Source organism: Bradyrhizobium sp. USDA 3364 (genome assembly GCF_054056355.1).
In genome coordinates this window covers 135666-147838 of the sequence record NZ_JBSRYG010000002.1, presented here as the reverse complement: position 1 = coordinate 147838, position 12173 = coordinate 135666, and the positions used below count along the sequence as shown (strand labels likewise).

13 protein-coding genes are annotated in these 12173 nt (G+C 64.2%); 5 read left to right on the top strand and 8 right to left on the bottom strand.

Annotated features, from left to right (window positions below; genetic code table 11):
• Nucleotides 1-164 precede the first annotated feature (164 nt).
• Nucleotides 165-563, top strand: a complete 399-nt coding sequence (locus tag ACVILL_RS00930; RefSeq protein ID WP_456727415.1) for an EF-hand domain-containing protein — start codon at nucleotides 165-167, stop codon at nucleotides 561-563.
• 341 nt (nucleotides 564-904) lie between these two features.
• The gene (gene pqqA / locus ACVILL_RS00925; RefSeq protein ID WP_009031067.1) at nucleotides 905-985 is read left to right on the top strand and encodes a pyrroloquinoline quinone precursor peptide PqqA; all 81 of its coding nucleotides are present in this window, start codon (nucleotides 905-907) and stop codon (nucleotides 983-985) included.
• Nucleotides 986-1262: 277 nt separating this feature from the next.
• Here pqqA and ACVILL_RS00920 read toward each other — a convergent pair whose 3' ends face one another.
• Complete coding sequence (locus ACVILL_RS00920; RefSeq protein ID WP_456727414.1) at nucleotides 1263-4391, bottom strand: efflux RND transporter permease subunit; 3129 nt, start codon at nucleotides 4389-4391, stop codon at nucleotides 1263-1265.
• Nucleotides 4384-5451, bottom strand: a complete 1068-nt coding sequence (locus tag ACVILL_RS00915; RefSeq protein WP_456727413.1) for an efflux RND transporter periplasmic adaptor subunit — start codon at nucleotides 5449-5451, stop codon at nucleotides 4384-4386. The genes ACVILL_RS00920 and ACVILL_RS00915 overlap by 8 nt, the downstream gene beginning before the upstream one ends.
• Nucleotides 5452-5654: 203 nt before the next feature.
• Here ACVILL_RS00915 and ACVILL_RS00910 point away from each other — a divergent pair, with 203 nt between their 5' ends.
• Nucleotides 5655-5891 (top strand): hypothetical protein, encoded by a 237-nt coding sequence (locus tag ACVILL_RS00910; RefSeq protein ID WP_456727412.1) that lies wholly within the window; start codon nucleotides 5655-5657, stop codon nucleotides 5889-5891.
• Between the two features lie 6 nt (nucleotides 5892-5897).
• Here the strand turns inward: ACVILL_RS00910 and ACVILL_RS00905 are convergent, their stop codons facing one another.
• From ACVILL_RS00905 to ACVILL_RS00890, 4 genes are read right to left on the bottom strand one after another with little or no spacing between them, the layout of a single operon-like run.
• The gene (locus ACVILL_RS00905; protein WP_456727411.1) at nucleotides 5898-6251 is read right to left on the bottom strand and encodes a hypothetical protein; all 354 of its coding nucleotides are present in this window, start codon (nucleotides 6249-6251) and stop codon (nucleotides 5898-5900) included.
• A 42-nt stretch (nucleotides 6252-6293) separates the two neighbouring features.
• A complete protein-coding gene (locus ACVILL_RS00900; protein ID WP_456727410.1) occupies nucleotides 6294-7004 on the bottom strand; it encodes an ABC transporter ATP-binding protein in 711 nt (236 codons plus the stop codon).
• Complete coding sequence (locus ACVILL_RS00895) at nucleotides 6994-7731, bottom strand: ABC transporter permease (RefSeq protein ID WP_456727409.1); 738 nt, start codon at nucleotides 7729-7731, stop codon at nucleotides 6994-6996. Before ACVILL_RS00895 ends, ACVILL_RS00900 begins: the two co-directional genes overlap by 11 nt.
• Nucleotides 7732-7733: 2 nt before the next feature.
• Nucleotides 7734-8714, bottom strand: a complete 981-nt coding sequence (locus ACVILL_RS00890) for an ABC transporter substrate-binding protein (protein ID WP_456727408.1) — start codon at nucleotides 8712-8714, stop codon at nucleotides 7734-7736.
• 101 nt (nucleotides 8715-8815) lie between these two features.
• Between ACVILL_RS00890 and ACVILL_RS00885 the strand changes: the two genes are divergently transcribed.
• Nucleotides 8816-9172: a hypothetical protein gene (locus ACVILL_RS00885; RefSeq protein WP_456727407.1), complete on the top strand. Its 357-nt coding sequence runs from the start codon at nucleotides 8816-8818 to the stop codon at nucleotides 9170-9172.
• A gap of 153 nt (nucleotides 9173-9325) precedes the next feature.
• Here ACVILL_RS00885 and ACVILL_RS00880 read toward each other — a convergent pair whose 3' ends face one another.
• Nucleotides 9326-10150 (bottom strand): quinoprotein dehydrogenase-associated SoxYZ-like carrier, encoded by an 825-nt coding sequence (locus ACVILL_RS00880; RefSeq protein WP_456727406.1) that lies wholly within the window; start codon nucleotides 10148-10150, stop codon nucleotides 9326-9328.
• A 44-nt stretch (nucleotides 10151-10194) separates the two neighbouring features.
• Complete coding sequence (locus ACVILL_RS00875; RefSeq protein ID WP_456727405.1) at nucleotides 10195-11103, bottom strand: quinoprotein relay system zinc metallohydrolase 2; 909 nt, start codon at nucleotides 11101-11103, stop codon at nucleotides 10195-10197.
• A gap of 185 nt (nucleotides 11104-11288) precedes the next feature.
• On the opposite strand from ACVILL_RS00875, the gene ACVILL_RS00870 reads away from it, so the two are divergent.
• Nucleotides 11289-12170, top strand: a complete 882-nt coding sequence (locus tag ACVILL_RS00870) for a substrate-binding domain-containing protein (protein WP_456727404.1) — start codon at nucleotides 11289-11291, stop codon at nucleotides 12168-12170.
• Nucleotides 12171-12173: the final 3 nt, after the last annotated feature.

The following is a 12173-nucleotide window of genomic DNA, read 5'->3' as shown; positions in this document are numbered from 1 at the left end:
TTCCGGTGCAATGCAATCGACCGAACGCCACAGATGATCCGTGAGGCAGTCCCTTGCCACCCGAATCCCGACAGGGTCTCGCCGGTTGCATGAACTGTAGGAAGCTCCGCCGAAGCTGCTATGATGGGCTTCGATTGCCCGAGCGGCATCAAGGGAGATGAATGATGATTTCGCGCCGATCGGTTGCTCTGACTTTGGCCATGGCCGTCCTGTCGGGCCCCGCTTGGGCTGCATCCGGTGGTCGCAATGTGCTCAAGATGCTCGACCCGGACAATGACGGCACCGTCGACCTTGCCGAAGCGAAGAAGGCTGCGGCCGACCTGTTCGCGAAGCTCGATCCCGATCATGACGGGACGCTCGACGCGCGCGAATTGCGCGGACGGCTGACCGCGAAAGAGCTCAAGATGGCGGACCCGGATCACGACGGCACCTTGACGCTCGACGAGTACCTCGCGGTCGTCGAGCAGCGCTTCAAGGCCGCGGATCCCGACAATGACGGAACGCTGGATGCGAAAGAGCTGAAATCGCGCGCCGGCCAGGCGCTGCTGCGCCTGCTCAAATAGCTGCGCGCAGGCGAATTTGGCCGGGCGGAATCCCGGTATTGGCGCGGAATTCCGCACATAACAAAAAAAGTTGCGATTTCGCTCTTGGGCAAGACGTGGCTGGCGCGATCAGGTCTGCTTATCGGTGCGTCGCTGCCCGGCAACTGGAAAATGCCTGACAGATCAGTGTCGGAGTTTCCCAGCCCTTTCGAAACCGGGCAGATGCCGGCGAGCAGTCGTCCGTTTCGGCATGTCCAGCAGCGAAGTCGGGTCCTGACCACCCCAGCTTGCGCCCTGGAAAAGCCAGCCCTAGCTTGCCGCGCGGCGCGAGGCTTGCGCCAACTTTACCTTGGGAGAAGGAAATGGCCTGGAAAACACCGAAGATCGTCGAAGTGCCGGTCGGCATGGAAATCAACATGTACGCCTGCGCGGCGCGCAAGTAAGACCAACTCACGGCCTGCCGCGGCTTCGACGGCAAACGCCGTCGGAGCCGTGGCAGTGTCGGCGAGCCTTTCGATCGCGGGTCTTTCGATGTCCGCGCGCCCGTCGAATTGACCGCTCCGGCGCCGCCGCGCGCAGCCGCCTCCGAACCGGCTTGGACAATCCTCCCCAAAATCTCAAACCGTCCATTGTCCGATTGTGCTGCGCCGATTCTTGGTCGGCGCCGTTGCCTGGCTGTGAAACGAACCGGATTCAGATCGTCACGTGCCCTGCACGTGTTCAGGGGCGGCTCTTGAAGCGCGCATATCGAAGCGCGAGGGTCGGCAGCACCAGCAGACTGAGCGCCATCGAGGTCATCAGGCCGCCAAGGATGACGATCGCCATCGGGCCCTCGATTTCACGTCCCGGTTCCCCTGCGCCGATCGCGAGCGGCAGCAATCCCAGGCCGGTGACGAGAGATGTCATCAGGATCGGGACGAGACGGTCGGCCGCACCCTCGATCACGGTATCCAGTACCCACACGCGACCATCGACGAGGACGAGGTGCTCGTAATGCGAGATCATCAGGATCGAGTTGCGCAGCGTAATTCCGAACAGCGTGACGAAGCCGACCATCGATCCGAGCGATAGCAGGCCACCGGTCAACGCCAATGCGAATACGCCGCCGACAAAGGCGAACGGCAGGTTGATCATGACCAGCAATAGGTTTCGCCAGTGGCCGGTCACCATCGCGAGCAGAACGACGATGCCCGTCGCGGCCAGCAAGGAGTTGACGATGAGATCGTGCCGCGACCGGGCTTGCGCCTCGGCCGCTCCGGCAAATTCCACATGTGCGCCGGGCGGCAGCGTGACCTCGCGGGCCAGCTTGCGTTTGGCGGCGGCCACGAAGGATTCGAGATCGCGTCCGCTGACGTTCGCCGTTACGGTCTGAACGCGCTGCGCATTCAGGTGCTGAATCTGATAACGGCCAGAGGTCTCGTAGACGTCGGCGATTTGCTTCAGCAGAATGTAGGCGCCGCTCGGCGTGCGCACCGGTAGGTCACCGATCTGGGTGATTCGGGCGCGGGCATGCGCGTCGAGGATCACGATGACATTGAAGATGGCATTGCCTTCATATCCCTGGCCGACGACATCGCCCTGATAGGCGGTACGAATCAGTTCCAGCACTTCGACCGCATCGAGCCCCCAGCGCTGCAGATCCGTCGGGCGAAGCGTCACATTGACCTGCGGCATCCCGGGCGGGGATCGTTGCTGCACGTCGGCGGCTCCCCCGACTTCATCCAGTTCGCGCGCGACGTCGCGCGCAGCGTGCTCGAGCAAGTCGAGATCGGGTCCGTAGATGTTCACGACCACCGCCGCGGTGAAGCCGGAGACGGTCTCCTCGACGCGTTCCGTCAGGTAGGTCTTGCTCGAGAAGGAAACCCCGGGGAAGCCGGCAAGGGCGGCCCTGATGCGCGCTTCTGCCGTGGATTGTGCCTTACCCGAGAGCCCCGGCTCCAGGTCGACCTCGAACTCGCTGGAATGCGGACCCACCGTGTCGATACCGGCCTCGGCACGGCCCGCATGCTGCGCCACCCTGCGCACACCCGGGATTTGCCGGAGCGTATCCGTCATCAACTTGCCGATACGAAGCGATTCGTCGAGCGAGGTGCCGGGGATCGCAGAGACGTGCAGGATCAGATGGCCTTCCCGCAGATCCGGCAGGAAGGTCCCGCCGAAGAAAGGCAGCATTGCCGCGCCGGCGATCGTCAGGGCGGCGGCCGCCGTCATCACCAGCTTCGGGTAACGGCCGATGCGACGCAGCAAGGCCTGGTAGTAGCGGCGGGACCACCGCACCGCAGGCGGTTCGTGCAGGCGCTGTCCGCTGGTCCTCCCGACAAGGAGCAGCATGGAGAGCGCCGGCGTCACCGTGAGGGCGACCGCGAGCGAGGCGAGCACGGCCAGGATGTAGGCGATACCCAGGGGGCCGAACAGGCGGCCGGCGATGCCGGAGAGCGTCAGGATCGGGAGGAAGACCAGCAGCACGGCGAACGTCGCATAAGCAACGGCGGTGCGCACTTCGAGGAAGGCGTCAAGCACGACTCGTGCTTCGGGGCGCGGTGCCGTTGCCCGGCGGTTCTCGCGCAATCGACGCACGACATTCTCGACGCCGATCACGGCGTCATCGACGACTTCGCCGATCGCGATCGCAAGACCGCCCAGCGTCATCGTGTTGAGCGTTTCACCCATCCATCGCAACGCGAGCACGGCCGCGATCAATGAGAGCGGGATGGCGGTGCAACTGATGATCGAGGTGCGCCAGTCGAATAAAAATAGAAACAGAACAACGACCACGAGTGCGCCGCCGATCAGCAAGGCGGTGAGCACGTTCTCGGTTGCCGCGTCGATGAAATTGGCCGGGCGGAAGATGTCCGCATGGAGCTGAACGCCGTCGGCTTCAAGGCCGGGCCGCAGTTCTTGCAGGGCCGCTTCCGCCCGCGTCGTGACCTCTCGCGTATTCGCGCCGTATTGCTGGCTGACCATGAGCATGATGCCGGGCACGCCATCGATGAGGGCGGCCCCGATCGGCGGCTCGGGAGCGGTCACGACGGTGGCGACGTCGCCGAGAACCACGCTTGCGCCGCCTTCGTGCCGAAGAACGGTGCGGGCAAGCTGGTCGGGCGTCAGGGACTGCCCCTGGGTTTGCAGTGTGACGCGCTGATTGGCGGTGTCGATGAAGCCCGCGCCCCGCACGCCGGTGGCCTTGCGCGCGGCGGCCAGCACATCGTTCAGGCCGACCCGAAAACGGATCAGGTCGCCCGGGCGGACCTGCACTTGCAGAGACCTGACGTCTTTGCCGTAAGTGGAGACTTGTGCCACGCCGGTCACCGCCAGAAGCCGCCTTGCCACGGTCCAGTCCGCAATGGTGCGCAAATCCATCAGCGAGAGGTGTTCGGACGTCAGGCCGATAACCAGCACCGTGCCGGCCAGCGGAGTCAATGGCGTCATCGACGGCGCCTGCACGCCCTGCGGCAGTCGCGCGGCCACGGCCGTGAGACGCTCCGTCACCAATTGGCGGGCACGATAGATGTCGCTGCCCGGCTGGAAGACGACCGTCACCACGGAGAGGCCCTGGATCGATGACGAGCGCAGGCTTTCGACGCCGGCCAGACCGTTGATCGACGTTTCGATCGGTTGCGTGACCAGGATCTCGACATGCTCCGGGCTGAGGCCGGGAGCTTCGGTCTGAATCGTGACCTGGGGCGGTGCGAATTCGGGGAATACGCCGTATTTGGCCTCGCCGAGCGTGAACAGGCCATAACCCAGCAGCGCAAACGAAAGCGCGAGCACGATGCCGCGGAAGCGGATGGAGAACGCGACGAGAGCGGCTTGCGGCCCTGACCGGTCGAAGCCGGTGCCGTCAGTCATTGTCATCGCCGCCCCGAAGCTCGCTCCTGGCCTCCTCGGACAGCAAGACCTGGGCACCCCGGATGACGATTTCGGACCCCAATGGGATGTCCCGGACGACGTAATCGTCGTCGGAGACCGGCTGATCCGTGCTGATCGGATACCGTCGGAAGCTGTCGGGACCCGCGCGCAGGTAAACCCACGATCGGCCCTGCCATCGCACGATCGCGGTGTCTTCGATGAACACGCCCTCATAGGTGTTGCCCGACGGCACATAGACAGTGGTGTTCATGCCGGGCAGCAGGCCGCTGTCACCGGGCGCCGAGAAGAAATAGCTCAGCCCCTGAATGCGCGGGTCGGTGCGGGTTGCTGGCGAGATGTACTGCAGATCGATATTCGCATTTCGCGTCGGTGCCTGGGCCAGAGCCGTTCCCGGAGTCCCGCTGACACTCACGCCAGGCGGCAGCGTCACCTGAACCAGAAATTGATCGCGCTCGATCAGCCTGACAACGGCGGGTGAGCGCTCGACGATGCCGCGGCCGATCACCGGCCCCCACTCCTGCTGTGCTGTTGCCGCGAGAGTCCTGAGTTGCGATTCCGCAGCCGTAAGCGCGGCCTTGTCGGTCCGCAACGTTCCCTCCGCGGCTTCGGCTTCCTTTCTCGGGAGTGCGGCGGAGTCGACGAGGTTCTTGGTTCGGTCGAATGCGCTCTTGGCGACTTCGAGCTTGGCCTGCGCCGTCTGGAGTTGAGCCTGCGCGTTGGCGTAGCTGTTGGCGAGCTCCGTAATGCGGGAGATGTCCAGCACTGCACCGTATGCGCGGAATTGCTCGGGATGCGGAGCAGCTTCCACGACCGCGGTTTCGAGTCCAATCTGTCCTTGCTGACTGGGCGTAAGCTTGACCGGCGTCTGGCCGCTGTTTGCACTGCGGGAAGGCTCGGCGCGGCCCGAATCCGACTTGTCCGGCTGCGGCTCTGCCGCGGCGCGCCGGATCTGACCCGTGAGAGCCCAAGCGCAGGTGGCGAGCGCCAGCAAGCACACAGCGACCGCAACGCCGCGCCGGGAGGTTTCCGTAAGAGCCATCAGCCTGTTAGCAGTTGTGGGGAACCAGCTTATTGACGAAATGAACTGGCGGCAAGGCGCCGGTTTCACTGTGGCTGGCTCTGTGCGCTTGCCGAGCCGAGACCGCCAGGTTCCGCCTGATCGCGCACGAAACTGAAACTTCCGGCTGCTGTGGGCGTAGCGCTTATGTTATCTTTTGACGACGCCCGCGAGAGGTTTCATGCATGAACCCGATTGATCTGATCGTCACTGTATGTGCCGTGCTGTCGCCTGCCACCTGCGAGGAGCAGCATCTGGTGTTCAACTGGAACGGCTCACTGCAGCAATGCGCCATGGCGGCACCGCCTTACATCGCGCAATGGGTCGGCGAACATCCGAAATGGACCGCAGTGCGATGGCGTTGTGAATATCCGCACAGCAACGATCACGCGAGCACGGACGGCAAGCCGCCCGCCGGCTAGCCTCGTTCATTTATTGCAGTCCTTCAGATCCTTGTCGGATACCGAAAACACGGCATCGGCCTTGATCTCGATGTCGCGGGCGATGCACTGCTTGCCTCCGCTGTAGCCGACCTTGGCATCGTAGCGGCCGGGCTCGACGCCAGTGATGCGCAGGCGCTCGTCGTGGTCGACTTCCTTGTCCTTGTCGTTGAGCGTCTGGTTGGGGCCCCATTCGTTCTTGCCGGCCGGTGACAACTCGAAGCTCGAAATCGTGGCGCTGGTCAGATTCCACAGCCGGATGCCTTTGCCCTTGCCCTGGGCGAGTGCCGTGGCCGGCAGCACAAGCAACGCGACACCAACAGCGATCAACGCACGCGACATCCAATCTCTCCCTTAGCGCTTTTGTCTGAGGATGACGGCGTCTCACATATTTGCAAGGTCCAACCGTGAGAGCTGCCGCTTGATTTCATCGATCTCTGGCTCACCTCGCGTCGCGCGCGGCGCGGCGATGGTTTCGACATGAAGGATCCGGGCCGGCCGCGGCGACAGGAAGAACAGGCGGTCGCCAAGGCGGACGGCGTCGTCGAGATCGTGGGTGACCAGCAGCGTCATCATCTTCCGGCTGGCCACCAGGGTTGCGATCTGGTCGCGCAGCCGCCCGGCGAGTGCGTTGTCGAGCGAGGCCAGCGGCTCGTCGAGGATCAGGAAATCAGGCTCGATGGCAAAGGCGCGGGCGAGCGCGACGCGCCGGGCGAGGCCGAGCGACAGCTCGGTAGGAAAATGGCTGCGGTGCGCGGCGAGGTCGAGCACCTCGAACAGCGCCGACAGCGTGGCATCGCCGGCATGCGGTGCGGCGAGCCGCACATTCTCCTCGACAGTGCGCCAGGGCAGCAGCCGCGGCTCCTGAAACACCATGCCAAGGCGCATGCCGGGGGAGCGCACAACACGGCCCCGGTAGTTGCCGTCGAGCCCGGCGAGAATCCGGAGCAGGGTGCTCTTGCCGCAGCCCGACGGGCCGAACAGCACGCCGACCTCGCCGGCATTCAATGTGAAAGTGACGTTGTCGAGCACGTCGTGCCGCTTCCCGGCCGCGCTCTCGAAGCTCTTGCCCGTGATATTGACCTCAAGCTGCACGGAGCCGCCACCGCGTTAGCCTGGTTTCAAACGGCTGCACCAGCAGGGTCTCGATGACGAGCACGACACCGGCAAAGCTCAGCGAGTAGGCGAGCAGCAAGGGAATGTCGAACAGCTGGAAGGCGACGCCGATCTCGAAGCCGACGCCGTTCGGCCGGCCCAGATATTCGGCAACGAGAACGATCTTCCAGACCAGCGAGAGCCCGGAGCGCGCTGCGGCCGCAATATAGGGCGCAAGCTGCGGCAGGATCACGTGCCGGAAGGCGCGGCCGCGCGGCAACGCAAACGCTGTCGCCATCTCGTCGAGCGCAGGATCGAGCGCGCGGGCGCCCTCGCGCAGCGTAACCACCGCGGTCGGCAGCTTGTTGATGGCGATGGCCGCGATCGCCGCGACCTCGGTCAGCCCGGCCCAGATATAGGCCAGCACGATGACGACCAGTGCCGGCAAATTGAGCAGCAGGATCAGCCAGGGGTCGCCAAGGCGATTGGCGAGTGAGACGCGGCCCATCAGATAGCCGATCGCCGAGCCGAGCGCCATTGCAAGCGTGAAGGCCAGCGCGACGCGGGCCAGCGTCGCGCCGAGATTGATGAACAAGGCGCCCGATCGCGCTTCCGCGACCAGCACCGATAGCACCGCCGGCGGTGCCGGCAGCTTGGCATCGCCGATCACGAGCGAGGCAATCCACCAGGTCGCGATGAACAGCGCGAATGACAGCAGACGCAGCACCGCTAGTCTCCCGGGATCGCTTGATAGAACGTGCCGGGATCGAGCTCCGTTGCCGTGCCGACCAGATCGCGGCCGCCGAGCTGTGCCAGCACCCGGTAGAGCACGCGTGCATCAGCCTCTTCGTCGGCGATCGGACGGCGCGGGATGCCTTCGCGGTAGCGGTCGCGATAGGCCTGAAGGGTTGCGGCATCCGGCGCGCCGGTCAGCGGCGCGATCGCGTCCCACTCGGCGTCAGACGTCGCGAGGATGTCCTTCGCGGCGCGCGTCACGCCGATGAAGCGGGCCACCAGATCCTTGTTGGCGTTGGCCCAGGCCTCGTCGAACACATAACCGATCATCGCGATGCGGCCCTTGCTGCCGAGCATTTTCAGGACCTCTTCCATGCCGGCCAGACGGCGAAAGCCCTTGGCCTCGAGCGCGGCACAGAAATTCCAGTAATTGAGCGTCGCATCCATCTCGCCGCCGAGCGTCTTGGCGGCGAGCAGCGGCGGCGCGCCGTAGACGATGGTCGCCTGCGACTTCAGGTCGACGCCGTCCTGCTTCAACGCGGCCTGCAGCAGCAGCCAGCTCTTGTCGATCGGGCCGCCGGCAACGGCAAGCTTGCGTCCCTTCAAATCCGCGAGCGTCTTGACCGGTGAGGCGGCCGGCACCATCACGGCCCCCAGCGCGCTCGAATAGGGATAGAATTGCAGCTTGGCGCCGAGCGAGCGTTCGCGCGACACCCAGGGCCAGTCGGACACCATCACGTCGGCGGTGCCTGAGCGCAGCGCGATCTTGCCGGCCTCGGGGCTGGCGAGCTCGACGACGTCGATCGACAGATTGGCCTTCTTGTCGAGACCATGGGAGCGAATGACGGCCAGTTCCCAGGCCAGCGTTCCGGTCTTCTGCGCTGCAACGCGGACGGTCTCCGCATTGCACGAGGTGCCGAACTGCATGACCGCCAGAACTGCCGCAGCCAACACCGTGCGTACAGAGATGATCATCGTTTCTTGAGCCACTTCCCCGACTGTTTTCTTTTCTGATCAACATCCATAGCATAGCTTGCGGGAAGAGAAGAGGAAGCAGGACCATGGCAGGAGCTGACATGCTACGACCGATTGTCGCCGTCCTGGCGGTGGTCCTGGCCGGGCTCGCCGGGATGTCCATGGCCGCGCGGGCCCAGGAGATCAACGACTATCCGACCTCGGCGCGGGCGGAATACGTGTTCGGCTGCATGAAGGCCAATGGCGAATCCCGGCAGGCGATCGAGCAATGTTCCTGCTCGATCGACGTGGTCGCCTCGATCATCCCCTATGATCGCTACGTCACCGCCGAAACCGTCCTGAGCATGTCGCAGGTGCGCGGCAATCTCGGCGGCCAGTTCCGCTCGTCCGAGCAGGCCGCGAACGCGCTCAACGACCTCAGACGCGCCCAGGCCGAAGCCGAAGTCAGGTGCTTCTGATCTTGCTGCGGTATCAGCCCCTCATGGTGAGGAGCGCGGAACGCGCGTCTCGAACCATGAGGCCCTGTCTGTGGCCCACATCCTTCGAGACGCCCGCTTCGCGGCACCTCAGGATGAGGGGCGAGGTGAGATTTCGCGGGGCTGGCGACACCGTCAGGTCCCGGGATTCTCGACCTTCCATTCGCGCTCGAAGACGTGTCCGTCGGTGTCCTTGGCTTCGGCACGGAAACGCTTGGCGCCGTTCGACACGTAGGTGAAGCGGATATTGGGATCCTCCGAAATCGAGATTCCTCCCTCCATCGCGAGCACCGGACTGTCGTCCTGCCAGATATGCAGCTCGTTGACGAAGAACGCCGGGATATAGAGCTGCGTGACCTGGTCCATCTGCAGGCCTGAATTGTTCGGATGCCCGATCATGATCTGGGCTTCGCGCGTGCTGGTCGCCGGCCCCTGTTCGGACTTTGTGAATTGCCGGTAGCGCATCTGGCCGAGGTGGTTCTTCGCTTCCTCGACGTTCTTGCCGGCCGGTGCCGAGCAGCCGCCGGATGCCTTGACGTAGACCCTGCTCACATAGAGCTTGCCGTCGCTGAGCTCCGCCACGGCGTGCACGTTGGTGTAATTGTTGACGCGGACGCGGGTCGAGATCTCGGTCACGTTGGCGTCCGGCCCCAGCGTGAATTTTGCCGCCATCGGCGCGGGATTCTCGTCAATGACAAGCGTGATCGCGACGACGCGGCGGCTGTCGCCTGGCTGCAGCTTGGTGCGCAGCGTCACCGGAACGATCGCGGCGTCTTCCGCGCGCACCGGCATCTCGATGCCGATGACGTCGTTGCCGTCATTCATCGGACGATTGCTGAAGATGTCCTGCACGAGGCCCGGCCAGGGATCATAGGTCTCGGCCGCTGGCGCAGCTGGCGTGCCCAGCGCGAGCGCAAGGAGGCTGGCGATGCAGAGCAGGCGGGCGCGATGTCCGGTCATGTTCGCGAAAATCCTATGCAGCCGCGCCATTATAGGACCAAGCACTATTCCCATTCAATTTCCGAGAATGCTGCAGTTGCGTTGCGGGCGTTGTAATCGTCGAACAATTGCCAGCGTGGCCGCTCGGCTGCCGCGGCATGCTCCGCCGCAGCCGTGATCGGCTTGCCGCTCGCGACCAGCGCCCGCACGTCCGCGGCTAATGTCTGAAGATAACGCCGCTCGTCGGCGAGCGCCGCAGGCCACGCGCTCACGGGTCCGTGACCGGGAACCACGCGCTCGGCCGGAATGGCGGCGAGGGCGTCGAGCGCGCGCAGCCAGCCCTTGAGGCTGCCGTCCACGACAGGAATATGGTTGATAAACACCATATCGCCGGCGAACAGGGTCCCGGTGCGCTCATCGAAGACGGTGAGGTCGTTGTCGCTGTGGGCGGGCGGCCATGCCTTCAGGCTGAGGGTCCGTCCGCCGAGGTCGAGCTTCAGCGTGTCATCGACCAGCATGGTTGGGGGAATGATCCGGACCTCGTCGATCAACGCATCGCCCATGGTCCGGCGAAACCCGTCGAGATAGAATTGTCCGCGTGCGGCGAGTGCGCGGGGCAGGTTCTTGTGGCCAACGAACTTGGTGCCGTCGCCGACGAGAGCCGCGTTGCCGAAGCTGTGGTCGGGATGCGCGTGGGTGTTGATCACGTAGCGGATCGGCCTGTCGCTATGGCCGCGGACCGCGGCGAGCAATTGCCGCGCTTCGCGAACGCTGCCGCCGGTATCGATGACGGCGACGGCGGTGTCGCCAATCACGAAGCCTACATTGGCGATGGCGCCTTCGTTCTCGCGCGTCATCAATGCGGTGACCCCGGTGTAAACGAATATTCCGGGGGCGACTTCACTCACAGGCAATTCCGCCTCTTGCGCCCGCGCTATGGTCGGCGCCCAGAGCATCAGGAGCAGCGCAAGCATCGAACCGCCATGAGCCATGTTTCCGCCTCAGTTTTTCCGGGGCGCGCGATCGATGTCGTCGCGCGCCAGTTTGCGCTGCAACAAGCAACGCGGCGCCGTTGCGATCATTATCCCTGTTGCACGTCATGTTGCGCCGGGCAATTGGTGGCTGATGGTGACCCGTCCGATCAAGAGGAGACCGCGTAATGAGAGTTATCGGATGCCGTCCTGTTCTGCTCGCGCTTGCCGGCTTGATTGCCTGTCTTGCCGGTCGCGATATCGCGCGCGCGCAGGTCAACGATCAGGGCGAACTCTCCATCGAGCTGGTCGATCCCAAGGTGCTGCGCATCTGCGCCGATCCGCGCAACCTGCCATTCTCGAACGACAAGGGTGAGGGTTTTGAGAACAAGATCGGCGAGCTGTTGGCCGGGAAGCTGCAGAAGAAGCTCGACTACATGTACTTTCCGCAGGCGACCGGCTTCGTGCGAATGACGCTCGGCTCGCATCGCTGCGACGTCATCATGGGTTTTCCGCAAGGCGATGACCTGGCGCAGGGCACCAATCCCTATTACCGTACGTCCTATGCGATCGTCGCGAAACCGGGCAGTGGGTTAGATGAGGTCACGACGCTCGAGGATGAGCGGCTGAAGGGCAAGCATATCGGAATCGTGGCGGGAACGCCGCCGGCGACCAACATGGCCATCAACGGCTTGATGAGCAACGCGAAGCCTTATCCGCTGATGATCGACACGCGCTATGATTCCTCGGCCGAGGCGATGATGAACGATCTCGAAAAGGGCGAGATCGACGCCGGCATCCTGTGGGGACCGATGGCGGGCTTCTATGCCAAGAAGGCGAACCCGCCGCTGCACATCGCGCCGCTGGTCAAGGAGACCACCGGACCGAAGCTGGTCTATCGCATCGGCATGGGCGTGCGCGCGTCCGACCAGAACTGGAAGCGGCAGCTCAATCGCCTGATCCAGGAGAACCAGCCGGCGATCAACAAGATCCTGCTCGATTACGGCGTTCCGCTGCTCGACGAGAACGACCGCCCGATCGGTCCGGAGACCGCGACCAAGTCGCCATGACGT

Excerpts from the sequence above, each read along its gene's own strand:
- ACVILL_RS00870 (WP_456727404.1), top strand. The coding sequence starts at position 11,289 with ATGAGAGTTATCGGATGCCGTCCTGTTCTGCTCGCGCTTGCCGGCTTG.
- ACVILL_RS00920 (WP_456727414.1), bottom strand. The coding sequence starts at position 4,391 with ATGACTGACGGCACCGGCTTCGACCGGTCAGGGCCGCAAGCCGCTCTC.
- ACVILL_RS00880 (WP_456727406.1), bottom strand. The coding sequence starts at position 10,150 with ATGACCGGACATCGCGCCCGCCTGCTCTGCATCGCCAGCCTCCTTGCG.
- pqqA (WP_009031067.1), top strand. The coding sequence starts at position 905 with ATGGCCTGGAAAACACCGAAGATCGTCGAAGTGCCGGTCGGCATGGAA.
- ACVILL_RS00875 (WP_456727405.1), bottom strand. The coding sequence starts at position 11,103 with ATGCTTGCGCTGCTCCTGATGCTCTGGGCGCCGACCATAGCGCGGGCG.
- ACVILL_RS00910 (WP_456727412.1), top strand. The coding sequence starts at position 5,655 with ATGAACCCGATTGATCTGATCGTCACTGTATGTGCCGTGCTGTCGCCT.
- ACVILL_RS00890 (WP_456727408.1), bottom strand. The coding sequence starts at position 8,714 with ATGATCATCTCTGTACGCACGGTGTTGGCTGCGGCAGTTCTGGCGGTC.
- ACVILL_RS00885 (WP_456727407.1), top strand. The coding sequence starts at position 8,816 with ATGCTACGACCGATTGTCGCCGTCCTGGCGGTGGTCCTGGCCGGGCTC.
- ACVILL_RS00915 (WP_456727413.1), bottom strand. The coding sequence starts at position 5,451 with ATGGCTCTTACGGAAACCTCCCGGCGCGGCGTTGCGGTCGCTGTGTGC.
- ACVILL_RS00930 (WP_456727415.1), top strand. The coding sequence starts at position 165 with ATGATTTCGCGCCGATCGGTTGCTCTGACTTTGGCCATGGCCGTCCTG.
- ACVILL_RS00905 (WP_456727411.1), bottom strand. The coding sequence starts at position 6,251 with ATGTCGCGTGCGTTGATCGCTGTTGGTGTCGCGTTGCTTGTGCTGCCG.